The 25,653-nt window shown below is 68.6% G+C and carries 29 protein-coding genes and 2 pseudogenes; 19 read left to right on the forward strand and 12 right to left on the reverse strand.

What is annotated here, in order from left to right:
- The first annotated feature begins 65 nt into the window (after nt 1-65).
- Nucleotides 66-1,019 carry a Bug family tripartite tricarboxylate transporter substrate binding protein gene (locus tag AC3EGR_RS19650; protein ID WP_488548209.1) on the forward strand — a complete coding sequence of 318 codons (954 nt, stop codon included), beginning with the start codon at nt 66-68 and terminating at the stop codon, nt 1,017-1,019.
- Nucleotides 1,020-1,094: 75 nt separating this feature from the next.
- Complete coding sequence (locus tag AC3EGR_RS19655) at nt 1,095-1,265, forward strand: hypothetical protein (protein WP_488548210.1); 171 nt, start codon at nt 1,095-1,097, stop codon at nt 1,263-1,265.
- A gap of 38 nt (nt 1,266-1,303) precedes the next feature.
- Here AC3EGR_RS19655 and AC3EGR_RS19660 read toward each other — a convergent pair whose 3' ends face one another.
- On the reverse strand, nt 1,304-1,723 hold the full coding sequence (locus AC3EGR_RS19660; protein WP_488548211.1) for a GFA family protein: 420 nt from the start codon (nt 1,721-1,723) through the stop codon (nt 1,304-1,306).
- 135 nt (nt 1,724-1,858) lie between these two features.
- Between AC3EGR_RS19660 and AC3EGR_RS19665 the strand changes: the two genes are divergently transcribed.
- The 4 genes from AC3EGR_RS19665 (at nt 1,859) to AC3EGR_RS19680 (ending at nt 4,956) form a co-directional block, all read left to right on the forward strand.
- The gene (locus AC3EGR_RS19665) at nt 1,859-2,761 is read left to right on the forward strand and encodes a glutamate ABC transporter substrate-binding protein (RefSeq protein ID WP_488548212.1); all 903 of its coding nucleotides are present in this window, start codon (nt 1,859-1,861) and stop codon (nt 2,759-2,761) included.
- Between the two features lie 3 nt (nt 2,762-2,764).
- Nucleotides 2,765-3,427, forward strand: a complete 663-nt coding sequence (locus AC3EGR_RS19670) for an amino acid ABC transporter permease (RefSeq protein WP_488548213.1) — start codon at nt 2,765-2,767, stop codon at nt 3,425-3,427.
- Nucleotides 3,424-4,224: an amino acid ABC transporter permease gene (locus AC3EGR_RS19675; RefSeq protein WP_488548214.1), complete on the forward strand. Its 801-nt coding sequence runs from the start codon at nt 3,424-3,426 to the stop codon at nt 4,222-4,224. Before AC3EGR_RS19670 ends, AC3EGR_RS19675 begins: the two co-directional genes overlap by 4 nt.
- A 135-nt stretch (nt 4,225-4,359) precedes the next feature.
- Nucleotides 4,360-4,956 carry a DUF488 domain-containing protein gene (locus tag AC3EGR_RS19680; protein WP_488548215.1) on the forward strand — a complete coding sequence of 199 codons (597 nt, stop codon included), beginning with the start codon at nt 4,360-4,362 and terminating at the stop codon, nt 4,954-4,956.
- Between the two features lie 24 nt (nt 4,957-4,980).
- On the opposite strand, the gene AC3EGR_RS19685 is transcribed toward AC3EGR_RS19680, so the two are convergent.
- Entirely contained in the window at nt 4,981-5,394 is a 414-nt protein-coding gene (locus AC3EGR_RS19685) for a cupin domain-containing protein (RefSeq protein WP_488548216.1), read from the reverse strand.
- 103 nt (nt 5,395-5,497) lie between these two features.
- Between AC3EGR_RS19685 and AC3EGR_RS19690 the strand changes: the two genes are divergently transcribed.
- On the forward strand, nt 5,498-6,463 hold the full coding sequence (locus tag AC3EGR_RS19690) for a LysR family transcriptional regulator (protein WP_488548217.1): 966 nt from the start codon (nt 5,498-5,500) through the stop codon (nt 6,461-6,463).
- 29 nt (nt 6,464-6,492) lie between these two features.
- Here the strand turns inward: AC3EGR_RS19690 and AC3EGR_RS19695 are convergent, their stop codons facing one another.
- Nucleotides 6,493-6,627: a hypothetical protein gene (locus AC3EGR_RS19695; protein ID WP_488548251.1), complete on the reverse strand. Its 135-nt coding sequence runs from the start codon at nt 6,625-6,627 to the stop codon at nt 6,493-6,495.
- Between the two features lie 34 nt (nt 6,628-6,661).
- Nucleotides 6,662-6,835, reverse strand: a pseudogene (locus AC3EGR_RS19700) (enoyl-CoA hydratase/isomerase family protein); the annotation flags it as partial.
- Nucleotides 6,836-7,011: 176 nt separating this feature from the next.
- Between AC3EGR_RS19700 and AC3EGR_RS19705 the strand changes: the two are divergent.
- Both AC3EGR_RS19705 and AC3EGR_RS19710 read left to right on the forward strand, forming a co-directional pair.
- Nucleotides 7,012-8,649, forward strand: coding sequence for an ABC1 kinase family protein (locus AC3EGR_RS19705; RefSeq protein ID WP_488548218.1), 1,638 nt, complete (start codon nt 7,012-7,014; stop codon nt 8,647-8,649).
- Between the two features lie 60 nt (nt 8,650-8,709).
- Nucleotides 8,710-8,949 (forward strand): hypothetical protein, encoded by a 240-nt coding sequence (locus AC3EGR_RS19710; protein ID WP_488548219.1) that lies wholly within the window; start codon nt 8,710-8,712, stop codon nt 8,947-8,949.
- A 232-nt stretch (nt 8,950-9,181) separates the two neighbouring features.
- Here AC3EGR_RS19710 and rarD read toward each other — a convergent pair whose 3' ends face one another.
- The 6 genes and pseudogenes from rarD to AC3EGR_RS19740 all read right to left on the reverse strand — a co-directional run bounded on the left by rarD (nt 9,182) and on the right by AC3EGR_RS19740 (nt 13,332).
- Nucleotides 9,182-10,093 carry an EamA family transporter RarD gene (gene rarD / locus AC3EGR_RS19715; protein ID WP_488548220.1) on the reverse strand — a complete coding sequence of 304 codons (912 nt, stop codon included), beginning with the start codon at nt 10,091-10,093 and terminating at the stop codon, nt 9,182-9,184.
- Nucleotides 10,094-10,185: 92 nt separating this feature from the next.
- Nucleotides 10,186-11,217: pseudogene (locus AC3EGR_RS19720) on the reverse strand (SDR family oxidoreductase).
- A gap of 88 nt (nt 11,218-11,305) precedes the next feature.
- Nucleotides 11,306-11,551, reverse strand: a complete 246-nt coding sequence (locus tag AC3EGR_RS19725; protein ID WP_488548221.1) for an FmdB family zinc ribbon protein — start codon at nt 11,549-11,551, stop codon at nt 11,306-11,308.
- Nucleotides 11,552-11,677: 126 nt separating this feature from the next.
- Nucleotides 11,678-11,989 carry a BON domain-containing protein gene (locus tag AC3EGR_RS19730; RefSeq protein WP_488548222.1) on the reverse strand — a complete coding sequence of 104 codons (312 nt, stop codon included), beginning with the start codon at nt 11,987-11,989 and terminating at the stop codon, nt 11,678-11,680.
- Between the two features lie 29 nt (nt 11,990-12,018).
- Nucleotides 12,019-12,855 (reverse strand): beta/gamma crystallin-related protein, encoded by an 837-nt coding sequence (locus AC3EGR_RS19735; protein WP_488548223.1) that lies wholly within the window; start codon nt 12,853-12,855, stop codon nt 12,019-12,021.
- A gap of 108 nt (nt 12,856-12,963) precedes the next feature.
- Nucleotides 12,964-13,332, reverse strand: a complete 369-nt coding sequence (locus tag AC3EGR_RS19740) for a hypothetical protein (RefSeq protein ID WP_488548224.1) — start codon at nt 13,330-13,332, stop codon at nt 12,964-12,966.
- Nucleotides 13,333-13,610: 278 nt separating this feature from the next.
- Between AC3EGR_RS19740 and AC3EGR_RS19745 the strand changes: the two genes are divergently transcribed.
- From AC3EGR_RS19745 to AC3EGR_RS19790, 10 genes are all read left to right on the forward strand, one after another.
- Nucleotides 13,611-15,059 carry a phospholipase D-like domain-containing protein gene (locus tag AC3EGR_RS19745; protein WP_488548225.1) on the forward strand — a complete coding sequence of 483 codons (1,449 nt, stop codon included), beginning with the start codon at nt 13,611-13,613 and terminating at the stop codon, nt 15,057-15,059.
- Nucleotides 15,060-15,190: 131 nt separating this feature from the next.
- Complete coding sequence (locus AC3EGR_RS19750; protein ID WP_488548226.1) at nt 15,191-15,616, forward strand: hypothetical protein; 426 nt, start codon at nt 15,191-15,193, stop codon at nt 15,614-15,616.
- 209 nt (nt 15,617-15,825) lie between these two features.
- Nucleotides 15,826-16,491 carry a cysteine hydrolase family protein gene (locus AC3EGR_RS19755; protein WP_488548227.1) on the forward strand — a complete coding sequence of 222 codons (666 nt, stop codon included), beginning with the start codon at nt 15,826-15,828 and terminating at the stop codon, nt 16,489-16,491.
- A 70-nt stretch (nt 16,492-16,561) separates the two neighbouring features.
- Nucleotides 16,562-17,290, forward strand: coding sequence for an oxamate carbamoyltransferase subunit AllH family protein (locus tag AC3EGR_RS19760; RefSeq protein WP_488548228.1), 729 nt, complete (start codon nt 16,562-16,564; stop codon nt 17,288-17,290).
- Nucleotides 17,287-18,855 carry an acyl-CoA synthetase FdrA gene (fdrA, locus tag AC3EGR_RS19765; RefSeq protein WP_488548229.1) on the forward strand — a complete coding sequence of 523 codons (1,569 nt, stop codon included), beginning with the start codon at nt 17,287-17,289 and terminating at the stop codon, nt 18,853-18,855. The genes AC3EGR_RS19760 and fdrA overlap by 4 nt, the downstream gene beginning before the upstream one ends.
- The gene (locus AC3EGR_RS19770) at nt 18,852-20,261 is read left to right on the forward strand and encodes a YlbE family protein (protein ID WP_488548230.1); all 1,410 of its coding nucleotides are present in this window, start codon (nt 18,852-18,854) and stop codon (nt 20,259-20,261) included. Before fdrA ends, AC3EGR_RS19770 begins: the two co-directional genes overlap by 4 nt.
- Complete coding sequence (locus tag AC3EGR_RS19775) at nt 20,258-20,674, forward strand: allophanate hydrolase-related protein (RefSeq protein ID WP_488548231.1); 417 nt, start codon at nt 20,258-20,260, stop codon at nt 20,672-20,674. The genes AC3EGR_RS19770 and AC3EGR_RS19775 overlap by 4 nt, the downstream gene beginning before the upstream one ends.
- Complete coding sequence (locus AC3EGR_RS19780; protein WP_488548232.1) at nt 20,671-21,621, forward strand: carbamate kinase; 951 nt, start codon at nt 20,671-20,673, stop codon at nt 21,619-21,621. The genes AC3EGR_RS19775 and AC3EGR_RS19780 overlap by 4 nt, the downstream gene beginning before the upstream one ends.
- A 13-nt stretch (nt 21,622-21,634) precedes the next feature.
- The gene (locus AC3EGR_RS19785; protein WP_488548233.1) at nt 21,635-23,233 is read left to right on the forward strand and encodes a hypothetical protein; all 1,599 of its coding nucleotides are present in this window, start codon (nt 21,635-21,637) and stop codon (nt 23,231-23,233) included.
- An 83-nt stretch (nt 23,234-23,316) separates the two neighbouring features.
- Nucleotides 23,317-23,565 carry a PepSY domain-containing protein gene (locus tag AC3EGR_RS19790; protein WP_488548234.1) on the forward strand — a complete coding sequence of 83 codons (249 nt, stop codon included), beginning with the start codon at nt 23,317-23,319 and terminating at the stop codon, nt 23,563-23,565.
- A 12-nt stretch (nt 23,566-23,577) separates the two neighbouring features.
- Here AC3EGR_RS19790 and AC3EGR_RS19795 read toward each other — a convergent pair whose 3' ends face one another.
- Both AC3EGR_RS19795 and AC3EGR_RS19800 read right to left on the reverse strand, forming a co-directional pair.
- Nucleotides 23,578-24,207: a hypothetical protein gene (locus AC3EGR_RS19795; RefSeq protein ID WP_488548235.1), complete on the reverse strand. Its 630-nt coding sequence runs from the start codon at nt 24,205-24,207 to the stop codon at nt 23,578-23,580.
- A gap of 142 nt (nt 24,208-24,349) precedes the next feature.
- On the reverse strand, nt 24,350-25,582 hold the full coding sequence (locus AC3EGR_RS19800) for an MFS transporter (protein WP_488548236.1): 1,233 nt from the start codon (nt 25,580-25,582) through the stop codon (nt 24,350-24,352).
- Between the last annotated feature and the right edge of the window lie 71 nt (nt 25,583-25,653).

Consider the following 25,653-nt stretch of genomic DNA (forward strand, 5'->3'; position numbering starts at 1 on the left):
TAACTCTCTATTGGATTTATCAGGGCTCCCCTCCCAGAATCCGCTGCAATCCGATGGAGTTCCCCATGAACCGCTTGATCCCGATTCTTCTCGCACTCACGGCACTCAATGTCTCGGCCCAGGGGTGGCCGGTGAAACCCCTGCGCGCCATCGTCCCGGTTGGCGCGGGCAGTTCGACCGACATCGTCCACCGGATCGTGCTCGAACAGGTTTCCGAACAGCTCGGACAGCCCATCATCCTGGAGAACCGTGCGGGGGCCGGGGGCGTCATCGGCACGGCGGTCGTCGCGAAGGCGCAGCCGGATGGCTATACGCTGCTTGCGCACGGAGCTGCCCATACCATCGCGCCCGCGCTCTACAGGAACCTTCCCTATGACCCGGTGCTCGATTTCACCGCCATCGTGTCGCTCGGCAGCTCGCCGAGCGTGCTGGTGGTGTCGCCCGCGAAGGGCATGAGGCGGGCCGCGGATCTCGTCGCTGCGGCCAAGGCGCAGCCGAATACGCTGAACTTCTCCTCCGTCGGCGTCGGCACCGCGACGCACCTGAGCGCCGAGCGGTTCCTGGCGAGTGCCGGCGTGCTGGTCGTCCACGTGCCGATGAAGGGAGGGGCCGAGGCCATGACCGAGGTCCTCGCCGGTCGGGCGGACTTCTTCTTCGGTCCGGTCGCCCTCGTGCTTCCGCAGGTCCGGGACGGCAAGCTGGTGGCGCTCGCTGTCAACGGCTCCAAGCGCTCGGCGACGCTTCCCGATGTGCCCACCACGGCCGAAGCCGGCTTCGCCGACGCAGAGTATCCGATCTGGTTCGGGCTCTTTGCCCCGGCCGGTACGCCACGCGAAGTCGTCGAACGGCTCAGCCGCGAGACGCTGAAGGCACTCCAGGTCCCGAAGGTCCGCGAAAGGCTGGCCGCACTTGGCGTGGATCCGATGCCCATGTCACCGGACGAGTTCACCGCGGAAGTGATCCGCGAGGTGTCGCTCAATGCTGCCTTGGTCCGCAAGGCCGGCCTGAAGGCGGAGTGACGCGGCGGCGGAGGCGATCACCTACAACACTGCGGCGTGGCCGCAACTACGATAGGTCCAACCACGGAGAAGGCCATGCCCGACTTGAACAACGCCGATCCGACACCGCCCGACGAAGTGAAAGCCAAGCTGGAGAAAGCGGCGCAGGAAAGCCGCCAGCTCGATTCGCCTGCGCGCACGAACGATTCGACGATCCAACCGGAGAAGCCGGAGAAGGACATCCTCGAGGGCTTCCACGGCGGCTGAACGACCACCTGGCCGGACGCTTCAGCAGGTCACGGGAATCACCCCGCCTCCTGCGGCGACGCCGCGAAGTGTGGAAGCTTCTCGTCGAGACACACCCATGGCTGCGCACTCGACGTCCAGATGTCCAGCATCGGCGCGAAAGCGGAAGCATCGTCCAGCGTAGGGAACCGGATCGACGTGAACTGCGCGTTGACTTCGCTTTGCGTGAACAGGGGCGTGCCGCAATCGCCGCAAAACCCGCGCGTCGTCATCTTCCCGCTGCTCGCACGGACGGCGTAGGCCTTCGGACTGCCGGAGATCTCGAGATCCCCCGTCTTGACGACGATGCCGGAGGCAAAAGGAGCCCCGCTCGCACGCTGGCAATCGCTGCAGTGGCAGTTCAACATCGCAACGGGCTCGCTCGCGCACCTGTAGCTGACCGAGCCGCAGGCGCACCTGCCGGAGAAGGGTGGATTCATGGTGCGGATTATCGGACGGGGACGCAGGCGGGATGTCTGCTCCTGGCTGCGGACTCAGCCGGTCCGATCCCCTCCCGACAGCCCGCCCGGGACTGCTATACATTTGTCGGCGCTCCACACCAATCGGGAAATTCCATGTCGATTCAATCCCTCCTCAAAGCCACCGTGGCCGCACTGGCGGTGGCAGCCAGTGCGCCCCTCTTCGCGCAAGGCACACCCGTCGACGCGGCAGCCTTCGACGCGCTGGTCGCCCAGGGCCCCGTAGCCGATGCCGCGACCATTGCGGCGAACAAATGGGCCAGCAAGATCAAGCAGGCTGGCACGCTGCGCCTGGGCGGCACCCAGACGTCGAACCTGTTCTCGATGCTCAACGAGAAGGACGGCAAGATCCGCGGTTTCGATGCGGGCCTGGCGCAGCTCCTGACTCGCTACATCCTCGGCGACGGGTCGAAGTACAAGTTCACGCAGGTCACGTCGTCCACCCGCGAGCAGGTCCTCATCAACGACCAGGTGGACATGGTGCTGGCGACGTATTCCATCACCCCGGCCCGCGCGGAGAAGATCTCCTTCGCCGGGCCTTACTACGCCTCGCAGGCGGGGGTGCTGGTCAAGTCGAACAACAAGGCGATCCAGTCCTACAACGATCTCGCGGGCAAGAAGACCGCCACCCAGGCGGGCTCGACGGGGCCTGCGATCCTGGCGCAATTCGCGCCCAAGGCGGTGGTGCAGGAGTTCCAGACCCACCAGGAAGCGCTCGACGCCCTGCGCCAGGGACGCGTCGACGCCTACGTGACCGACTACACCCTGCTGCTCAACGTCCTGAGCCTCGGCACCGGCGACGCGCATCTGGCGGGTGCTCCCTTCGGTCCGCAGGACCCGTACGGCATCGGACTGCCCAAGGGCTCGGACGGCGTGGCCTTCGTCAATGCCTTCCTGAAGAAGATCGAGGCGGACGGCACCTGGGCCAAGCTCTGGACGGTGACCATCGGGCAGCGCACCGGCAGCACGAACGTTCCGACGCCGCCTCCGCTTCCCTGACCGATGGGCGGTGCCTCCCGGCTCCTGGCCGACTATGGGGCCGCCTTCGGGCAGGCCCTTTTGCTTACCTGGAAGCTCACGGCCCTGTCGTTCCTGGCCGGCTTCGCGCTGGGCGTCGTCGTGACGGTGGCCCGGCTCCTGCCGCTGCGGCCGCTGCGTTTCGTGCTGACGGTCTACGTCGAGATCTTCCGCAACATCCCGAGCGTGGCGCTGCTGATCTTCATCGTGTTCGCGCTGCCGGATCTCCAGGTCGTGATCGACTATGAGCCGAGCGTGATCCTGACGCTGGCCCTGGTTTGCTCCGCCTTCACGTCGGACTACCTGCGCACGGGCATCAACACCGTCGCCGGCGGCCAGGTCGACGCTGCACGAAGCCTGGGCATGAGCCCGAGGGTCGTCATCTCCGCGATCGTGCTGCCACAAGCGCTGCGATCGGTGGTGCAACCGCTGACCTCGCTGCTCATCGCGCTGATGCTGTCGACTTCGCTGGCCTCCCAGGTGCCCCTGCCGGGCCGGGAGCTCACGGCGCTGGTGGCGAAGATCGCCAACGACTCCGCCGCGGGGATCGCGGCGTTCGCTGCGGCCGCTGCGCTGTACCTGGCTTCGGCCCTGCTCATTGCCTGGGCCGGCGCCACCCTGGACAGGAAGGTGCGGATCCTGCGATGAGCCGCGCCCTGGAAGACGTCCTCTTCGGCGACCTGAACCACAAGGCGCAGGCCGTCACCCGGGCCGTGAGCGTGACCGCCGCGGCGGCATTGCTCGTCCTGGTCGCAGGCATCGTGTATCGCTTCCATGACGCGGGCCAGTTCGAGGGGCGACTCTGGGAGTTCTTCGCCTGGCAGACGACCTGGGCCTTCCTGGGCAAGGGCCTGCTCGGCACGCTGGCCTCGGCGGCAGCGGCGGCGGCCATCGCGCTGGTCCTCGGGCTGGTGCTGCTGGTCGGCCGCCTGTCGCGGCTGCGGCTCGTCCGCTGGCCGGCCGTGGCGGTCATCGAATTCCTGCGCGGCGTGCCGACCCTGCTGCTCATCTACGTCTGTTTCCTCGTCCTTCCGTCGGCCGGAATCAAGCTCAGTGCCTACTGGATGTTGACCTTGCCCGTGGGACTCAGCACTGCAGCCGTCGTGGCCGAGGTGTACCGCGCCGGCGTGCTCGCCGTGCGCCGCGGCCAGACGGAAGCGGCCCGGGCCCTGGGCCTCACCGAAGCGCAGGTCTTCGCCCACGTCGTCTTTCCCCAGGCCCTGCGCTACATCGTCCCGGCACTGGTCGCACAACTGGTGATCGTGGTCAAGGACACCACCTTCGGCTACGTCGTCACCTACGGCGAACTGATGCAGAACGCCAGGGTGCTCATCGCCAACTACCGCTCGCTCGTTCCCGTGTACCTTGCCGTCGCGGTGCTGTACTGCCTGGTCAACTACGCCATTTCGAGGGCAAGCCGCCGGCTGGGTCACCCGATGCATTGATCATCGGGGCCGGCTCAGGCGTCGAGTAGATGAAGGCCGCGGTCGAGCCCCTTGGCATGGTCGCCCGTGACTGAGAGCCCCCGTGACAGCGCGGCCACGTACCATGGCCGCATGCCAGATTCGTCCGGGCCAGACATGCACGAAGCCACCGCGGAAGGTGCGGTCTGGACCATCGGGCATTCCACGCATTCTTTCGCCGCGTTCCTCGCCATCCTGCGAGATCACGCGATCGAGACGGTGGCCGACGTCAGGCGGTTTCCCGGTTCCCGCCGCCATCCACAGTTTGGAGCTGAAGCGCTCGGCCCATCGCTGGCCAGCCAAGGCCTCGCATACCACTGGTTCCCGGAGCTGGGCGGCCGCCGGCGTCCGGATCTCGTGAACGAGGAAGGCAGTGCCTGGCGACACCCCTCGTTTCGGGCCTATGCCCAGCATCTGCAGTCGGAGGAGTTCGCCCAAGGACTGCATTCGCTGCTGCACGTGGCAAAGGCATCGCGCACCGTGATCATGTGCTCGGAGCTTCTCTGGTGGCGGTGTCACCGCAGGCTGATCGCGGACGTGATGGTGTTCTGCGGCTGGCGGGTGACCCACATCCTGGGTGCGGCGGATCACAGCCCGCATGGGCTCGCCGCGCCCGCGCGCATCGAGCCGGAAGGATTGACCTACATCGCTCCTGCTGCCGACGACGTCACCGAGTGCTGCCAAGAGCCGCCGACGACTGCCTTCGACAGATAGCAAGCTTCGTCCGGGAGAGGCTCCCTATCGCATCGGGACGGTGCTTCTCTGCGCCTTGTCCACGATGACGAATTCCAGAAACACCAGCTTCTCCGTTGCGCTGGCATTGCGGTGCGCGTGAACCATCCCCGGGCGCACATGCAGGCTTTCGCCGGGTTTGAGCGTCACCGGATCCTTTCCTTCTTCCTGCCACACGCCCAATCCCTCGAGCACGTAAAACACGACGTGCGAGGGATGGTAGTGCTTCGGGTTCTGGCCACCGGGCGCGTAGGTGGTTTGCAGGACACGGAACTCCTTTCCCGGCATGGTGGCGTCGTCGAACACGTGTCGCGCCAACGCCGTGATGCCGGACCGCTCTCCGCTCGCACCGGCGAGGGGTTGGCCACCCACGACGGTGGGCGCCATCAGGACGGCCCACAGGGTGAGCAACTTGTTCATCACGTTTCCTTCGGGTCGGTCGGCCAAGAGCCCTACCTTACGCACGTTGCTATGCTTGCGGTATCGCATCTACGGATCCTGGTATCACCGGCAGGTTGTAGCTATGAATACTTTGGATCTGGTCCTCAGGCGCGTGACCTTGCGCGAGTTGCGGCTGCTGCTGGCGGTGGCGCGATCGGGCAGCATCCTGGGGGCCGCGAGCGAGGTCGGCCTGACGCAGCCCGCCCTGTCGAAGTCCATCGGGGAGCTGGAGGCTACGTTCGGCGTCCGGCTTTTCGATCGCAACAACCGCGGCGTCAGCGTGACGCCGCAGGGCGAAATCCTGCTGCGTCGCGCCCGGGGTGTTTTCGAAGAACTTGGTCACGCGGTGGACGAACTGCAGTCCCTGGCCGGTGCGGAACGCGGCGAGCTGCGGCTAGGCGGCACGCCGGCGGTGTGCGCCGGACTCTTGCCACACGCCATTGGTGCGATCCGGACGGATCGCCCTGGATTCCGCTTCCAGGTCGCCGAACTGGAATCGGGCAAGTTGGCGAGTGAGGTCGCCGGCCGATCCGTTGATCTCGGCATCGGCCGCGAGCATCCTGGGGCCAGCGGCGGCGACCTGGTGTTCGAGCCGCTGTTCGATGACCGCCTTTTCATTGTCGCGGGAGCGCAGCATCCCTTGGCCAGCAAGAAGACCGTCAAGCTGGAAGACACTGCCTCCCACCCCTGGGCGCTACCCTCGGCAGGCGGGTCCGTCACGGCGCACCTGGAGGAGCAGTTCCGCCAGCAGGGCGTAAGCCTGCCGGGCCCGACGGTCACGACGATGTCCATGCTGGTCCGCAGTGAGCTGGTGGCCAACCAATCATTCCTCACCGTGATGTACGGCTCGATCCTGCGTTTCGGCAAGTTGCCCGCTTCCTTGCGCGTTCTCCCGATCGATCTGCCGTCAGGGATTCCCGTCGGCATGGTTCGCGAGAGGAGCCGCACGCTTGCGCCCAGCGCCGAGGTGTTCATGCAAGCGATGCGCGACATCACCCGGCCCATGCAGTCGCTGACGGCAAGGCACCTGCGGGGTCAGAGCCTCTGACGAAGAACGCCTGAGCTTGCGCCGCGGCGTTACGCCTGGAGCTCGCTTTGCGCCTGCGTCTCCGCCTGCACCGCACTTCGGAACGACGCCAGGCCGATCTCGTTCAGCACTTTCTTGTAGCGACGCACCACCTGCGGAGCGAGCGCGGCGAGTTGCTTGCACACGCGCGCGGCGGTCGTGTCGAGCGCAGAAAGCGCGGCCCGCACCTCGCAACAGCAGAACGCGCACTTCCTCGTTGCTGCCAGCGGCCGCAATCGCGTCCAACAACTCACGCGCCAGCTCGTTGTCGATCGCGTTCAGCTTCTCGGGACGGTGAAGCGTCGCGGTCATGACGCCGTCATGCAAATCAAGAAGAACTTTTCCGCTGCGCATGCGCCCACTCCCAAAGTTGCCGGTTCACGGACGGAGGGCATGGTAGCCAGTGCCTTTCAGGATGAGCCAGGCCCGCCCGACGTGCCACATTCCGACACACGGACGGGCAACGGGACGATAAGGGGGCGGCTCTGGCATAGGGACACTCGGGCTCTCCCATTGAAGTTCCCGGCCGCATGACAACCAAAATCGATCACTTGCAGCGGTGGCGGCAGATCGCCCGCCTGATGTGGAAGCACGGGCGTGCGGTTCGCGCCGGCGATGGCCCGGCCGACGAAGCTGCACAGCGGCGCGCCGATCAGCTGGCCGACGACCTCGAGGCGATGGGGCCGGCCTACGTGAAGCTGGGTCAAGTGCTATCGAGCAGGCCCGACCTGCTGCCCGCCGGCTACGTCAAGGCGCTCTCGCGCCTGCAGGACGACGTGAAGCCCTTCGCATTCGACGAGGTGCGTGCGATCGTCGAAGAGGAGCTCGGCGTTCGCATTTCCAAGGCCTTCCAGTCATTCGACCCGGAGCCCATCGCGGCCGCCTCGTTGGGCCAAGTGCACTCCGCCACGCTGCGCGACGGCACGCCCGTGGTCGTGAAGGTGCAGCGGCCCGGCGTCGGGAAGCAGGTGGCCGATGAGTTCGACGTGCTGACGCAGATCGCGCAATTCCTCGACGCACACACCGACGTCGGCCGCCGCCACCGCCTGCGGCTCATGCTGGAAGAGTTCCGCGTCTCCATCCACGAGGAGCTGGACTACGAGCGCGAGGCGGAGAACCTGGTCGCGGTGGGCCGCAGCCTGCGCGAGTTCGAGCGCCTGGCCGTGCCGCAGCCGATCCCCGACTACTGCACGAAGCGCGTGCTGACGATGGAGCGCGTGCACGGCACCAAGATCACCAAGCTCTCAGGCTACACGCGGCTGGAGGTCGACGGCACCGCCCTGCTCGACGAGCTGTTCCACGCCTACCTGAAGCAGGTGCTGGTGGACGGCCTGTTCCATGCCGACCCGCACCCCGGCAACGTGTTCATCACCGACGACGGACGCCTGGCACTGCTCGACTTGGGCATGGTGGGGCGCACGACGCCGGGCATGCAGGAGCAGCTGCTCAAGATCCTGCTGTCGGTGAGCGATGGGCGCAGTGAGCAGGCGGCCGAATCGCTGATCCAGGTGAGCGAGAAGAACGACGAGGCCGACGCCACCGACTTCCGCCGCCGCCTGGGGCTTCTGGTCGCGCGCGAGCAGGGCCGCGGCCTGAAGGATGTGAGCATCGGCCAGACGCTGCTTGACGTCAGCACCGTCGCCGCGGACTGCGGCTTCTTCGTGCCCAGCGAGCTGGCGCTGCTGGCCAAGACGCTGCTGCAGCTGGACGAGATCGGCCGCGTGCTGGACCCGCAGTTCGACCCCAATGCGGCGGTACGCCGGCATGCGGGAAAACTCCTGTCCACGCGCATGAAGCGCGAGGCCACGGAGGGGAGCTTGCTCACGGCGGCGATGGAGTTCAAGAGCTTCGCCGCCGGCCTGCCCCGTCGCGTGAACCGCATCCTGGACGCCGTGGCGGACAAGGAGCTGGAGATCAAAGTCCGCGCCACGGATGCCACCGGCATGATCGAAGGCATGCAGAAGATCGCCAACCGCGTCACCACCGGCCTCGTCCTCGCGGCGCTGATCATCGGCGCGGCGCTGCTGATGCGCGTCGACACCGACTTCCGCGTGCTCGGCTACCCCGGCCTGGCGATCGTCTGCTTCATCGGCGCTGCGCTCGGCGGCGTGTTCCTGCTCGTGAACATCTACCTGCAGGACCGGTCATACCGCAGGACCCGGGGTTAGCGAGAACCCTGTTTGCCGCTGTCTCCGCGCTCGCCTCCAATGGGTATGGAGGCTGCGGAGATGGCAGTGATCGAAGCTGCGTTAGCAAGCGAATGCCGGGGTTGGCAAGGCCGCCGTCGTGAGCGAAAGGCTCCGTCTTACTGCAAAGCACGCCCCCATGCCGACAGCGACAGGCTGTCACCGGGTCAACATGCTTGCATGTTCTTCTTCTTTTCCAACAAGCTCGGTTGGGCGGGCTCCATTGCAGTATCCGTGGTCCTTTCGCTGCTGCTCTACGCCCTTTTCCGCTTCGTGTTCTGAGCATTCAGACCGGCGCTCTCCGCACGGCTGCTCCGACCAAAGGCAGCCGACCTCCAGCGAGAGCAGCTCGAAAGGCCAGGGCCACGCGTCAGGCGAAGGTGTCGACCAAACCACTACAAATTGCCGGCCGCGAGGCCGGTCCACTCGGCGTCACTCAGTTTGGTGCTCTTGATCCCCCAAAGCAAAACGCCGCACCAGTGCGGCGTTCTCGCTGCCGCCTGCCCACACCCTCTCACCGCGACCCTGGCGCCGTCTGAACGGGCTGCTGGTTCGCCGACGCGCGTCGTCGCAGCATCACCCAGCCTTCCGCGGTGTAGATCACGAGCGCGAGCCAGATCAACGCGAACCCGACCAGGCGCGGTCCGCCGAATGGCTCGTGGAACAACCAGACGCCCAGCGCGAACTGGATGGTCGGACCGATGTATTGCAGTACGCCGAGCGTCGCCATCGGGATACGGCGGGCGCCGGCCGCGAAGAGCAGCAGCGGCAGCGCGGTCAGGGGCCCTCCCAGCGCCAGGAGCGCCAGCAGCACCACGTCGTCCCCCACGGCGCTGCCATGATGCGACGTGCGCCAGGCGAGCAGGCCGACAGCCAGCGGTGCGGCCAACAGCGTCTCGAGCGCCAGCCCCTCGAGCGCCCCGAGGGGCGCGGTCTTGCGCATCAATCCGTAGATTCCGAAGGTCGCGGCAAGGATCAACCCGAGCCACGGCAGCACGCCTGTCATGAGGGTCAGCCACAGCACGCCGGCCGCCGCGATCGCGAGCGCGTACCACTGCGCGCGGCGCGGACGCTCCTTCAGCACGAAGTAGCCGAGCAGCACGTTCACGAGCGGGGTGATGAAGTAGCCCAGGCTCGAATCGACCACGCGGCCGTTGTTCACCGCCCAGACGTACACCAGCCAGTTGGCCGACAACAGCAGTGCGCTGCATGCAAACGTGGCCAAGATCCTGGGACGGCGCACTGCTTCGCGCAGCCACGCCCAGCGCCGCAGCGCCGCCAGCACCATCAGTATGAATGCGAGCGTCCACAAGGCGCGATGAAGCACGATGTCCAGCGGACCCACGGCCGACACGGCCTTGAAATACAAGGGGAACAGGCCCCACATCGCGTACGCGAGCGCCGCTTGAAGCACACCGGAAGACATGGCCGCGATTGTCGCTGGCCTGGAACTCGATGACCCGCAGCGCGACGCGCTGCGTTCATCGGCGTCGCGTCAGACGACCGGCTTGCAGCTCCTCACGGAATGAGGCGAGCTTCCCGCAACTGGGCGAACAGGTCGAAGAACGATTCGTCCGCGGCCTGCCAGGCGGAAAAGCCCAGCTTGCGGCTCCTTGCCATGTCCGTCATCACTTCGAGCGGGCGGCCGAGATCGAGGTCGGTATGCCAGGCCGAGGCCAGGCGATCGAGCTCCGGCTCGGACAGGCCGTGGCGCAGGGCGATCTCGCGCCAGAGAGAAACGTCTTGCGCGATCACCGGTTCGAGTGGCTGAATGGTGCCGCTGAAGCCAGCCGCCTGGACGCCGAACCAGTCCGCGATCCGCGTCCACAGCCAGCTCCAGCGGAAGACGTCGCCGTTGACGATGTTGAAGGCCTAGTTGCGGGCGGCATCGGTGTCGGCGGCCCACACCAGCTGCCTGGCGAGCATGCGGGCGTCGGTCACATCGGACAGGCCCTTCCATTGGGCTTCGGATCCCGGAAAGCGGAATGCGCGTCCCGTCTCCTTGCAGATGCTCGCATACACCGCCAGCGTGGTGCCCATGTTCATGGCGTTGCCGACTGCCATGCCGATGACCGTATGCGGCCGGTGCACCGTCCACGTAAAGCGGTCGCGCTCGGCTGCTGCATACACCTCGTCCTCCTGCGCATAGTAGAAATTTTCCAGCGGCAGGCGTGGCTAGCTCTCGCGCAGCGGCGTGTCCGGCAGCGTGCCGGAGCTTGCGTAGGCTTCGAACGGGCCAAGGTAGTGCTTGAGCCCGGTGACGAGGGCGACGTGGCGAACCGACTTCCGCGGCGACAGCGCATCGAGCAGGTTGCGCACCATCGCCGCATTGACCCGGATGTTCTCGGCTTCGGCGGCCTGCCGCAACCACGTGGTGATGAAGACGTGGGTCGGTGAAACGTTGGCAAGTGCCGTGGCCAGGCTGGCCGGATCCAGCAGGTCCGCTGTCAGCGGGTGCAGGCCCTCGAGATCGGTGATCGGCCGGCGCGCGAGCCCATACACGGTCCACCCCTGGCTGACGAGTTCGCGGGCGGTGTTGCTTCCGCCAATGCTGGGGCTGAAACTCGAATTGAACTTCGACCTGGAGGCGGAGAGGCTGGTGAGGGGCGGACGACGTGCCTCTCACCCCGGCGCCCGATCACACGCAGCAGCCACACCCCGCCGCGTGCCGCATCCGGGCATAGCGCCCATCGCCGGTCTCCCGCTCGTGCAGCGAGCTCATGCCGCCGACATGCGGGCTGGCCGCGACGACGCGCGTGGCGCTGTCACCGCACTTCGGGCAGTCCGTCGCGCGATCGCGGTCGGCGATGCGCCGCAGCTCGGCAAACGTGCCGCAGCGAGCGCAGGCGTAGTCGTAGGGGGCATCAGGCTCCCACTGTTCCACGTCCGGCGACCGGGCCTTGTAGGAAGGGCTCCCCTCTTGGGAGACGTGGTGAGCAGGAGGGACCCGAAAAAAAGGGAGCCGTAGCTCCCTTTTTGCAATTGCGACGCCCTGCGCCGCGCTCGAGGCTCAAGGGCGCACGGCGATCTCGTTGCGCACCGACTTGACGCCACCGACACCGCGGGCGATGGATTCGGCCGTGCCTTTTTCGGTGCCGTTCTTGGCGAAGCCCGACAGCATGACGGTGCCGTTGAGAGTTTCCACGCGGATGCTGCTGGCATCGACACTCTTGTTCTCGGCGAAGCGCGCTTTCACGGAGGTGGTGATCGCGGTGTCGTCGATGTAGCTGCCCACCGTTTCCTGGCCGCGCGAGACGGCACAGCCGGACATGGCGATGACGGAAGTGGCAAGAATGGCGGCGAAGGCTTTGTTGATGTTCATGGATGTCTTCTGGTTATGGGAAAGGGGACTCAGGCGCGCGGCTCGCCGCGGCGATTGACAGTGATGGTGTTGCCAGGAGGCGTTGCCATCTGCACGTGGTGCTCCGCGCCCCCGTGCTTGTAGGTCACGTCGTAATAGGCAGGGGTGGCCTGGACGGCGTTGCTGTCGCAGCGGCGGACGTCCTGGGTGATGGGGGCGACTTGAACCTGCTGGTCGTTGCGACCGTACTGGGCGCCCAGGGCAGCACCGCCCACTGCGCCGCCCACGGTAGCGATCTTCTGCCCGTTGCCGCCGCCCACCTGGTGGCCGAGGATGCCGCCGATGACGGCCCCGACGGCCGCGCCGGGCAGGTTCAGGCCAGCCTGCTGTTGCTGCACTTGCGGTTGCTGGGCAATCTGCTCGCGCTCGATCCAGCAGCGCTGGGCGGGCGTTCCGGCCACGCCACGCACGGAAGTGACCTGGGCGTCATAAAGGCGCTCATCCCTGCGGCGGCGGTAGTCCTGCGCCACCACGGGCAGCGGCGCGTAGGCGGCCTCGGCGACGTGCTCGTTGCTCCGCAGCGGGCGCGCCGAGGAGATGCGGTTGTTCATCCCCGTGGCCGCCAGCGACGGATATTGGCCCGGGCGCAGCACCTTGCAGTCGCCCTCGAAGCGCGCTTTGCCGCAGACCTGCCAGCGCTGGTCCACCACCACCACCGACGAAGCCCGGTTGTTGAAGCCGGCGCGCTCGAAGTTGCCCAGGGGCTTTTGCGAGGTGAACGAGCGGCCCTGGAAGGATTCGTTTTCGTGGAAGGTGATTTCCGCCAGCGCCTGGGCGGCGAAGGCCAGGGCGGAAACAGCAAACAGGGTCTTGGCAATGGTTTTCATGGGAGTCTCTTCTCATTCGGGAACACGGGATCGAGGCAGTTGGGCGCCGGCATTCGTCAGAGCACGCGGCGGCCGCTGATCAGCCGCAGCAGCACGGCTTGAAATCTTTCAGAGGGAAACGCGGGCTCCGGAACCTGGCTTGTCGCCGCCGATGAGCATGATCGAATCACCAACGCGCCACATGGGGGCGCTCGCGTCGTTGCTGACCCGCGTCGATCCATCCCGCAGGCGGATGGTGAATTCATAGACCGCGGGTGTGGAACCCGCCACGGCCACCCTGCGGATGTTTTCGACGACACCGCAGGACTGGCAGCCGGACTTGACGCGCGCAGCGAGCGCTTCCGTCTTGCGTGCACTTTGCAAGTCGCCCGGAGATTGCGGGGACGTCTCCGCAGCGGAAGGGGGCAGTTCGGATGACCATGAGCCAACCGGCACATTTGCCAGGGCCACCATGGCGCCCGCGATGGATGCGATCACCCAGGAGGCTGAACGAAGCCAGAAGGCTCCATGGTCCAGGGGATGGGGAGAGGAGAGACTTGTTGGAGACAGGAGCGGTGAACGCATTCGGGCCTTCGGCATCGTTATCAGGTAGAGAAACCTGGGATGCCTGAACTGGCCGGACCGAGGTGCAATGAAGCCAGATTACATGTTGTTGCCGTAGCTCGTCTGTAGTCCCGCGTCACCGCTGAGTTGTAGTCCAAAGCGCCGAGCTGCGTCTGTACGGTGTCGGGCGGACCGGAAGCGATTGATGAGGCATGGTCGGCGCTTTTGCGCTGAACATGAGATCCACAAAGGCACGGCAATCACGGCTACGCGACATCCTGGCGCGCGGCCTCGGCCTGGCCGCCGTCACTTGCGTCGCGCTTGGCGTCAGTGCCTGCGGCACGCTCCCCGACACGCGTTTCCTGTCCGAGCGCTATGAAAAACAGGCCGCGAACTTCCAGACGGCGTGGGGGCCGCTGTCGCAGAAGAAGAGTGCGGCGCTCGTCGCCCACCTCCAGGGCGCCAGCGGCAACCTGGACATCCTGGATCGGCAAACGATCCTGGAGCAGCAGATCGGCGGCTCGCCGCTGGTGCTGGGCAACAAGGTGACACTGCTGGAGGACGGCCCGGCGACGTTCGCCGCGATGTTCTCGGCGATCCGGTCGGCGACGGACCACATCCATGTCGAGTCCTACATCTTCGAAGACGGAGACATCGGCCAGCAGTTTGCCGACCTTCTCGTGCAGCGTCAGGCCGCCGGCGTGCGAGTTCGCATCATCTACGACAGCGTCGGTGCCTTCAGCACCGGGAAGCCGTTCTTCGACAGGCTGAAGGCAGCGGGTGTGCAGGTCGTCGAATTCAATCCCGTCAACCCGCTGGCCGGAGACAAGGCGTGGGCGCCGAACCACCGCGACCACCGCAAGCTGATGTTGATCGACGGTGACGTCGCCTTCCTCGGCGGGATCAACATCAGCAACGTCTATTCGAGCGGCTCGTCGCTGCACGGGCGATCCGCGGCAGCGTCGCCGGCCATGGGCTGGCGCGACACCGACGTTCGCGTCGAAGGCCCGGTCGTGGCGGATTTCGAGGCTCTCTTCGAAACAACCTGGGCCAAGCAGACTGGCGCGGCGACATCGGGCGTGCGTGCGCCGCAGCGCAGCGCGTCGCGGGGGGCGGACCTCGTGCGTGCCATCGGCAGCACGCCGGACGACGACTACAGCCTGATGTACCTCACCCTGATTTCCGCCATCGCGGACGCCGAGCGGCGCGTGTACATCACCAACGCGTACTTCGTTCCAGACCCGCAGCTCGTGAGTGCGCTGGTCGGTGCGGCCGCGCGTGGCGTGGATGTGAGGCTCATCCTGCCGAGCCAGTCCGACTCGCCGGCGGCGTTCCATGCCGGTCGCTCCCATTACGAGACACTGCTGGAAGCCGGCGTGAAGATCTACGAGCGCCGCGGCCCACCCTTGCACGCGAAAGCGGCGGTCGTGGACAGCGTCTGGTCCTGCATCGGCTCCAGCAACCTGGACTGGCGAAGCGCGCTCGACAACGACGAAGTCAATGCGGTCGTCATCGGTCGCGAGTTCGCGGCGCGCATGGAAGCGGCGTATGCGCGGGACATCGCCGCGTCCGACGAAATCTCCCTCGCAGGCTGGCGGTGGTACCCATCACGTTCACGCATCAAGGAGTGGGGAGCGCGGGTGCTGGGCGCGCTCCTGTGAGCCCAGGAGGCGGTTGAGCCCGTCGGGGTCGAACTCGTGCATGGGCGTGCCGAACACCCAGCGGGACGCGGAAGTGCTAGCCTGCATTCCATCGGCCACCCGCCGCCTGAACTGCAACCTCCATGCCACCCATGCCCAACGTATCCGTCGCGCTCCCGGCCACCCTCCTCGCTCTGCTCGCCGGGTGCGCCGGCGTGCTCGCGCCCGCTCCTGCACCCTCCTCTGCATCTGCATCCGCCAGCTGTGAAGTTGCGACCGTGCCTGCCGGCGCCGTCTTCGGCGTGCGCCAGGGGCTGAACATCGCCACCTTCCCTGCCGGCGCGCCGGCCGGCGGCTCCGGCTGCCAGCGTGTGTGGTACGGCGACACGGCCCGTCCTGCATCGATGCAGGTGCTGGCCACCTACTATTTCGTGGGCGGGCACGTCCAACGTCTCGTCGGCCACGTGCCGGGCGGGACGGATTACGAATGCCACTACCGCGATGGCGACCTCGACACCGCCAGGTCGCGCAATGCGGCGCAGTGCCCCAAAGCCAGCGAGGCGAAACCGGGCCTCTGAGGAAGGCGGCTTAGTCCACCCCTCGGCCGCGAGATGCCGGTTGAGGGTGCGTCGATCCTATTGGCCCAAGGTCCCATTGGCGCGGCTGGGCCATCCTCCTGAGCATCGGGGGTGCATGTTCCCTGGCCCGCAACATGCAGCGGGCCCGCGTGGTTGGATGCGCCGGCCCGGTCGTTTCATCCGCTCTGCCCCGGGCCGAGGAGCGTCCGATGAAGACCAGGATCCAGGCGGAACCTTTCGAGCTGGCGTTCGACACGGCCAGCACGGCCCTCGTGATCATCGACATGCAGCGCGACTTCGTCCTGCCCGGGGGCTTCGGCGAGAAGCTGGGCAACGACACCTCGCTGCTGCTCGCGGCGGTCGAACCCACGCGCCGCGTGCTCGAACAGGCCCGGCGCATGGGCATGTTCGTGGTCCACACGCGCGAGGGCCACCGGCCCGACCTGTCCGACTGTCCCCCCGCCAAGCTGACGCGCGGCGGCAAGACCTTCATCGGCGAGCCGGGGCCGATGGGCCGCATCCTGGTGCGCGGCGAGATCGGGCACGACATCATCCACCAGCTCTACCCGGTGGCCGGCGAGCCGGTGATCGACAAGCCCGGCAAGGGCTCGTTCCACGCGACCGACCTGCACCAGATCCTGATCGCCCGCGGCATCCGGACGCTGATCGTCTGCGGCGTGACCCTGGAGGTCTGCGTGCACACGACGGTGCGCGAGGCCAACGACCGCGGCTACGAGTGCGTCGTGCTGTCGGACTGCGTCGCCTCGTACTTCCCGGAGTTCCAGCGGGTGGGGCTGGACATGATCAAGGCGCAGGGAGCCATCTTCGGCTGGGTCTCGGACGCCGAACGCTTCCTCGCCGCCACCAACCGCTGAGGCCCGGACCGTGCGCCGCGCCTGCTGTCTTGGCTGCAGGATCGATGTCTGGACACCGCGCCGCGGCGTCGTGCAGGGCGTGTTCGCCGGCGCGGTGAACCTGCGCCTCGGCGAGGCTTGGTGGACGCTGCTGGCCGAGGACCGCCCCGACCAGCCATCGGGCATCCGGCTCGCGGCGGACAGCCCGGGGCTGCCGGCCGTGCGCACGGGCGATCCGGTGGAAGTCCGCGCCGGCCACCTGATCGCCGGCGACGCGGTGGTCGACTGCCGTGCCGCGACGCGCTGGGTCCCCGGCGCGTGGCCGGCCCCGGCGCCGGGTCTCCAGGCCCGGGTGCGACAGCTCGAAGCCGCCGCACTGCCGCGGGCCTGGGCCGGATCGGCGGGCATGGCACGGGAGTTGTGCCACGCGCTGGCCGACGACGATGCGCTGGACCAGGCCGCGCGACGGGCCATCGGCCGCGGGCCCGGCCTCACGCCCAGCGGCGACGATGTGCTCGTGGGCTTGCTGACGGCGCTTGGCATCCGCTGCACCGCCTTGCGCGAGCGACTGGCGCGGGCCCTCGCCCCTGCCCTGCCCACGACGACGAGCCTGAGCCGGCACCTGATCGAGGAGGCGGCGCTCGGCCTGCCGGGGCGCGCCCTGCACGAACTCGTCGCGGCCCTGCTGTCGGGAGCGCAGCTCGCCGGCGCGACCCACCGCGTGCTGGCCGCCGGCGCGACGTCCGGAGCGGACGCCGCCCTCGGCCTGGTCGCCGGCTGCCGCCATCTCCTGATCGCGCGTGAAAGGGTCCGCGCATGAGCCTGCAGTCGCGCACCTACCCCAACCTCTACAAGGATTCGGTGTCGCTGATGACGGTCTCGGCCCGCATCCTCGCCGTGGAAGGGGTCGAGGCGGCGTCCGTGGTGATGGCCTCTGCCACCAACGTCGCCAACCTCGCCGAGGCCGGCCTCGGCAGCTTCGCGGTCAGGCCCAACGACCTGCTCGTCGCCGTGCGCGGCAGCGATGCCGCCTGCGCCCAGGCGCTGGCCCAGGCCGACGCGTTGCTGCGGGCCAAGGCCGGCGGCGGCACGGCGCAAGACGGTGCACCGGCGCCGCAGCCCGTCACCAGCCTGCAGATGGCGGTCAGCAAGGACCCGCGCCTCAACTTCGCGCTCGTCTCGGTGCCCGGGGACTATGCGGCGGCCGAAGCCATGAAGGCGCTGCGCCTCGGCATGGACGTGATGGTCTTCAGCGACAACGTGCCGGTGGAGGCCGAGCTGGCGCTCAAGCTTTACGCGCGCGACCACGACCTGATGGTGATGGGCCCGGACTGCGGCACCGCCATCGTCAACGGCGTGCCGCTGGGTTTCGCCAACGTCGTGCGGCGCGGAGCGATCGGCGTCGTCGGCGCGTCGGGCACCGGCACGCAGGAGGTCACGGTGCGCATCCACCGCCTGGGCGGCGGCGTGTCGCAGGCGCTGGGCACCGGCGGCCACGACCTGTCCGCCGCCATCGGCGGGATCTCGATGCTGCACGGGCTGGAGGCGCTGGCCGAGGATCCGGCGACCAAGGTCATCGTGCTGGTTTCCAAGCCGCCGGCGCCCGCGGTGGCCAAGACCGTGCTCGCCGCGGCGCAGGCCAGCGCGAAGCCCGTGGTCGCCATCTTCCTCGGAGCCGATCCGGCGACGATCACCCGCCCGGGCGTGTGGGGCGCCGCAAACCTCGCGCAGGCCGCCGGCTTCGCCGTGGCACTGGCCGAAGGCCGCGCGCCGGCACCCGGGGAACTCGCCGTGCCGGCCGAAACGCGCCACCGCCTGCGCGAGCTGGCGCGGGCGATGGCGTCCGGCCAGCGCTTCGTGCGGGGCGTCTACTCCGGCGGCACGTTCTGCTTCGAGGCCCAGCTGGTCCACGCGGCCGCGGGCCTCACCGGCTGCTCGAACACGCCGACCGCCGGCTACGCCAGGCTCGCGTCCCCGGGTCACAGCGAGGGCCACACCATCATCGACATGGGCGACGACGCGTTCACGCAGGGACGCCCGCACCCGATGATCGACCCGTCGCTGCGCGACGCGCGGGTGCGCCAGGAGGTGGCCGACCCGACGACCGCGGTGGTGCTGTTCGACGTGGTGCTGGGCTACGGCTCGGCCGCCGACCCGGCCGCCGGGCTCCTGGCCGCCATCGGCAACGCCAAGGCCAGGGCCCGCGCCGAAGGACGCAGCGTGGCTTTCATCGCGCACGTCTGCGGCACCGACGACGACCCGCAGGACCGCGCGGGCATCGTCGCCGCCCTCAAGTCCGCCGGCGTGCTCGTCGCCTCGTCCAACGCCGAAGCGGCCACCTGGTCCGCCATCCTGCTGACCGAACGCCGGGAGGCCGCGCGATGAAGAAGCTCTTCGCCGAGGACCTGCGGGTGGCCAACGTCGGCCTGCAGGGCTTTGCCGACAACATCGCCGCCGCGGGTGGCAAGGTCACGCAGCTCGCGTGGGCCCCGCCTGCCGGCGCCGACGCCCAGCGCGGCTGGCAGCTCGCGAACCTGGTCGGCGAGCCCCGCATCGAGGAGGCCAACCGGGTCGCCTACGAGCGCTACCTCGCCGCGCAGCCGCGGCTGGTGGACCTGGCGCTTGCCTGCGACACGCTGCCGGCGCTCGCCAGGGGCGAGCGGCGCATCCTGCACGCCGGCCCGCCGATCGCCTGGGCGGACATGTGCGGCCCCCAGAAGGGCGCGATCGCCGGCGCGATCCTCTACGAGGGCTGGGCCGCATCGCTGGAGGGCGCCGAGCGGCTCGCCGCCAGCGGCGAGGTCGCGCTCGAACCATGCCACGCGCACGGCGCCGTCGGGCCCATGGCCGGGATCATCAGCCCCTCGATGCCGCTGTGGGTCGTGGAGAACACCGATCGCGGCAACCGCAGCTACTCCAACCTGAACGAGGGCCTGGGCAAGGTGCTGCGCTTCGGCGCGAACGGGCCGGACGTGATCGAGCGCCTGCGCTGGCTCGGCGGCGAGTTCTTCCAGACCATGCGGGTCGCGGTGCGCGCCCTCGGCGACGCCGACCTCAAGCCGCTGATCGCGCAGGCCCTGCACATGGGCGACGAGGTCCACAACCGCAACGCCGCGGCGTCGAGCCTGCTGTTCAAGCGGCTGGCGATCGCCCTGCTCGCCTCGGACGTCGCGCGCGGTGCGGTGCAGCGCGCCCTCGCCTTCGTCGCCGGCAACGACCACTTCTTCCTGAACATCTCGATGGCCGCCTGCAAGGCGATGCTCGACGCGGCGCATGGCGTGCCGCACAGCAGCATGGTCACGGTGATGGCGCGCAACGGCGTGAACTTCGGCATCCGCGTCAGCGGCACCTTCGACCGGTGGTTCCAGGCGCCGGCCAACCCGGTCGACGGCCTCTACTTCCCCGGCTACTCGGTGGCCGACGCGGCCGCCGACCTCGGCGATTCGGCGATCACCGAGACCGCGGGGCTCGGCGGCTTCGCGATGGCGGCATCGCCGGCAATCGTGCAGTTCGTCGGCGGCACCCCGGCGGACGCCACGGCGAACAGCCTGCGCATGCTGGCGATCACCCTCGGCAGCAACCCGGCGTTCACGTTGCCGGCGCTGAACTTCGGCGGCACGCCGGCGGGCATCGACGCGCGGCTGGTGGTCGACTCCGGCGTGCTGCCGATCATCAACACCGGCATCGCCCACCGGCAGGCCGGCGTCGGCCAGATCGGCGCGGGCATCACGACCGCCCCGATGGAATGCTTCAACGACGCGATCGCCGCGCTCGCCGGAGGTCTGCAATGAGCCCCATCGCCAACGACGACGGCCCGACGCTGCTCGCGGTCAACGGCACGCTGATGCGCGGGCTGAAGCTGAACCCGAACATGGTGGCTGCAGGTGCGAGCTTCGTGCGGGAGGCGAGCACCGAGCCCACCTACCGTCTGTACACGGTCAAGGACGAGCACCCGGCGATGGTCCGCGTGACCGACGGCTCCGGCGTCGCCGTGGCACTGGAGTTGTGGTCGGTGCCGCGCGCGGGGCTGGCCGGCATCCTGCTCGCCGAGCCCCCGGGCCTGGCCATCGGCAAGGTGAAGCTGGCCGACGGATCGACGGTGCTCGGGGTGCTGGGCGAGAGCGCCCTGGTCGAGGGCTGCCGCGACATCAGCAGCTTCGGCGGCTGGCGTCGCTACATCGAGCAGAAAGCGAGGGCCGCATGAACCGCAAACCCCTGGCAGTGGTCGCGGTGGGCGGCAACGCGCTGGTCCGCGACGGCGACCACACGGCGCTCGCCGACCAGTACGACGCCGTCTGCACCACCGCGGCGCACGTGGGCAGCCTGGTTGCAGCGGGCTGGAACCTCGTGCTGACGCACGGCAACGGGCCGCAGGTCGGCTTCATCCTGCGCCGTTCCGAGATCGCGCAGGGGCAGGTGCCGACCGTCGCCGTGCAGTACGCCGTCGGCGACACGCAGGGCGCGATCGGCTTCATGTTCCAGAACGCGTTCGGCAACGAGCTGCGCCGGCGCGGCATCGACATGCCGGTGGTCACCCTGGTGACGCAGACGCTGGTGGACCGCGCCGACCCGGCCTTCGCCCGGCCCGACAAGCCGATCGGCTCCTTCATGACGGAGGCGGAGGCCCAGCGCCTGGCCGCGACGCTGGGCTGGACCGTGATGCCGGATTCGAACCGCGGCTGGCGGCGCGTGATCGCGTCGCCGCAGCCGGTCCAGGTGGTCGAAGCCGCCATCATCGAACGGCTCGCCCGCGAAGGCGTCCTCGTGATCGCTTGCGGCGGCGGCGGCATCGCGGTGGAGGAACTTGCGAACGGCGAACTGCACGGCGTCGATGCCGTGGTCGACAAGGACCGCGCCTCGGCGCTGCTCGCGGTGCAGATGAAGGCCGAGATGCTGATGATCTCCACGGGCGTCGAGCGCGTGGCCATCCGCTTCGGCCAGCCCGACCAGCAGTGGCTGGACCGGATCACGGTGGCGCAAGCGGAAGCCTTTGCCGCCGAGGGCCACTTCGCGGCGGGCAGCATGGGTCCGAAGATCGAGGCCCTGCTGAAGTTCGTGAAGGCCAGGCCCGGCAGCCGCGGCGTGATCACCAACCCGGAAAGCATCGAGCGCGCCGTGCAAGGGCGGGCCGGCACCTGGATCGAGGATTGACAGGAGAAAAGCCATGGAACTCCAGCACGACGACACACCCATCCTTCCGCCAAGGGCCTCCTCGGGCTCCGCGGCCACCGGAAGCACACCCATCTGGGTAGCCGGCGACTGGAACGGCTTCTTCGGCCTGTTCACCAATGTCCTGCTCAACGTGATCGTGCTCACCGGGCTGTGCCTCGGCGTGGTGCAGCTGCCGGCGGACACCGTGTTCGGACGCATCCTGCCGGCGCTGGGCATCGCGTTGCCGCTGGGCAATCTCTTCTATGCCTACCTGGCCTGGCAGCTCGGGAAGGCCGAGGGACGCAGCGACGTCACGGCGATGCCATACGGCCCCAGCGTTCCGCACATGTTCATCGTGGTCTTCCTGATCATGCTGCCGACCTACCTGGCGACGAAGAATCCCATCGTCGCATGGCAGGCCGGCCTGGCCTGGTGCTTCATCATCGGCGTAATCGTGCTGCTGGGCGCCTTCGTCGGGCCCTTCATCCGCGCGCTGACACCGCGCGCGGCGATGCTCGGCACGCTGGCCGGCATTTCGGTCGCCTTCATCTCGATGCGCCCGGCCTTCCAGATGTGGGAGACGCCCTGGATCGGCCTCGTGTGCTTCGCGATCGTGCTGGTCTCGTGGACCGCCAACATCCGCATGCCTGGCGGCCTGCCGGGCGGACTGATCGCGGTGCTCGTGGGCGCCGCGATCGGCTGGGCCGTCTCCCTGGCCGGCTGGAGCAACTACGTGCAGCCGGCCGCCGTGGGCCAGTCGCTGCAGCAGTTCGGGCTGCGCGTGCCGGTGTTTTCGAACGACGTCTGGCTGGGGCTGGCGCAGGTGGCGCCGCTGCTGGTCACGGCCATCCCGCTGGGCATCTACAACTTCACCGAGGGGATGAACAACGTCGAGAGCGCTTCGGCGGCCGGCGACAACTACAGCCTGCGCAAAATCCTGCTGGCCGACGGCGTCGGGGCCGTGGTGGGCTCCATGCTGGGCAGCCCCTTCCCTCCCGCCGTCTACATCGGCCACCCGGGCTGGAAGGCCGTGGGCGGGCGCATCGGCTATTCGCTGGCCACGGGCATCGCGATGGGGCTGGTCTGCTTCCTCGGACTGACCGCGCTGCTGCTCGCGCTGATCCCGCTGGTGGCGATCCTGCCCATCCTCCTGTACATCGGACTGGTCATCGGCGCGCAGGCCTTCCAGGCCTCGCCCGCCCGCCATGCACCGGCCGTGGTGCTGGCCCTGATCCCCAACATCGCCGAGTGGGCCAAGACGCAGGTCGATGGCGCGCTGGCGGCCGCGGGCACCTCCGTTGCGCAGGTCGGGCTCGACAAGCTGGCCGGCACCGGCGTGCTCTACAAGGGACTCGAGACCGTGGGCGGCGGCTCGGTGCTGGCGGGCATGGTGCTGGGCGCGATGGCGGTGTTCATCATCGACAACAGCCTGAAGACGGCCGCCGCCTGGGCCTTCGCGGGGGCGGTGCTCGCCTTCATCGGCCTGATCCACGGCGCCCAGCTGGGCTGGGCCGTGTCACCCACCGTGTCGCTGGGCTACGTGCTGTTCGGGGTGACATGCCTGGTGCTCGCGAGGAACGCGCCGCCGCCAGCACAGGTCAGCGACGAATGACGGGCCAACCGATGGGAAGGCCGTTCATCCATCGTTCATGAGGGGCTCGCTATCCTGAAGGTGACCTCGGAAAGGAGTCCCTCATGCCACGCATCGTCCGCACCAGCGCCGCCCTTGTTCTCGCGCTGGGATTCCTGCTGCCCTCCGCGTGGGCGGAGATCAGCCGCGACGAAGCAGTGTCCCTGGCTCAGCGGGCGGCTCCGGGTCGCGTGCTGGCGGTGGAGCATGGCGTGCACGTGGACAACAAGCTGGTCTGGCGCATCAGGATGCTCACCGCGGCCGGCGAGCTGCGCCTCGTGGTGCTCGACGCCGAGACCGGCCGGCCCCGCTAGGGCCGGGGCCGCTTACATCGGCGGTGCGAACCCGTTGCGGCCGACGAGCACGCGCAAGGCCGTCGGCCGGGCGTCCTTTTCCTGCGCGGTCACCAGGACGCGCGCGCCGGGCACGAGCAGCGCCTGCTCGTCCTCCTTGCCGGGCTTGAACGTCACCACCGGCACGCCGGCGGGAACGATGACGGTCTTTTCCCCGTCCTTGTAGCGCAGCGTGAGCTTCTGTCCGCCGGGAGCGGTGGCGGGCGCGGCAGCGACGTCGGCCACCGTGGCGTTCGTCATCGTGCTTTGCGGCTGGAGGTCCCACGGGTAGTGCCCCTCGCCGCTGCCGCGCGCCGACTCCGGAAACACCAGCACCTCCAGCGCGAGCTGCGTGCCGTCCGGCTGCGGCATGGCCGCGGCGCCGACATAGCTGCCCGTCTTGATGTCCGCCAGGGTGATCGGCACGACCTCGGTCACGCCCATGTCCGCCGGACGGACCAGGGTGATGACCTCGCCGCCGCGCTCCTTGATCGTCAGTGTCGTGGTGTCGATCTTCTCGATCGTGCCGCGCAGGCGCACGCTGGGCGCGGCGGGCGGCGGGCTCTGCGCCAACGACAGGGTGGTGACCAGGACGCCCAAGGCAACGAGCAGCGGCTTGAACATGGGAGCTTTCCAAGTGGGAGGCCGGGACGTGGCCGGCGAAATTGTGATGCGCCGGCGATGAACATGCGAGAGCGGCGCAAGAGCCCACACCGGCACGCTCGTTATGCGGCGGCCCGGAGCCGTGGAAACCGCTGCGCTGGGGCTAAGCCGGCGGCGCCGCGGCAGCCGCCGGCAGTCGGTGCAGACCATTCATGGTCGACGCCATGATGATGCCCGCCTGCAGCACGAAACCCGCCAGCGCCAGCCACAGGCACGCCGGCTCTCCCCAGAGGCCACCGACGATGGCACCGATGCCCGCGCCCACCGGACGCGCACCGGCGTTGACCGTGAGGAATACGGAGCCCACGCGCCCCAGCATGGCGCCGGGGGTGATCGCCTGGCGCAGCGTGGTCGTGGTGATGGTCCAGATGATGGGGCCGGCGCCGAAGAGGAAGAAGGACAGGCCGGCGAGGAAGGCGCCGGGTACGAACAAGGTGGCCACCATCGCACTGATGGCGAAAACGGACACGGCCGGCCCCAGCTGGATGGCGCGCCCGAACGGCATGGCACCCACCACGCGCGGCGCGAACAGGGCGCCCACCACCATGCCCGCGCCGTAGCACCCCATGGTGGCGCCGACCCCTTGCGGCGACAGTCCGAGCATGCGCACGGCATACGGCACGTAGGCGGCCTGCAGCGCGAACCACGAGATGTTCCAGGCGATCCCGGTAAGCAGGATGGGGCACAGCAGGGCGTGGCGCCATACGAACTGCGCGCCTTCGCGGATCTCGACCAGCGCATCCCGTGCAGGCGCGGGCGCGCGCGGCGGTTCCGACACGCGCCAGAGGAGCGCCACGGCGGCGAGCGACAGCATCGTCGCCAGCACGAAAGCCGATGACGCACCCGTCCAGGCCACCAGGGCACCGGCAAGCGCCGGCCCACCGGCGTAGGCGGCGCTGCGGGCGAGCTCCAGCCGCCCGTTTGCGCGCGCGTGGAGCTCGCGCGGCACCAGCGCCGGAACGAGTGCGGGCGCCGCCACGGTAAAGCCGACCGTTCCCAGCGCACCCAAGAATCCGAGCACGGCCAGGCCGACGAGACTGATGCTGCCCGAGGCCACCATGGCGAGCAGCAGCAGCAGGGACAGGGCGCGCACCGCTTCGGACGCCAGCATCACCCAGCGCCGCGGCAGGCGGTCCGTGAGCAAGCCCATCGGAATGGACAGCAGCAGGAACGGAAGTGTCTGCATGGCGCCCAGCAGCCCGATCTCGCCGGCACCCGCGCCGAGCATGAGGACGGCCACCAGCGGCACGGCGGCCAGGCTCAATTGCTCCGCCGACTGGGCGCCCAGGTTGGCCCCGGCCAGGAGGCGGAAGGCGTGGGGCAGCCTGTTGGTCATGGCTGGATGATGCCGGACTCCGCGGCTGCGACGCACGCCGCTTCCGGACATGTGATGCGCCGGAAGCGCGC

The sequence above is a fragment of the Ramlibacter sp. G4-7 genome (assembly GCF_057784995.1).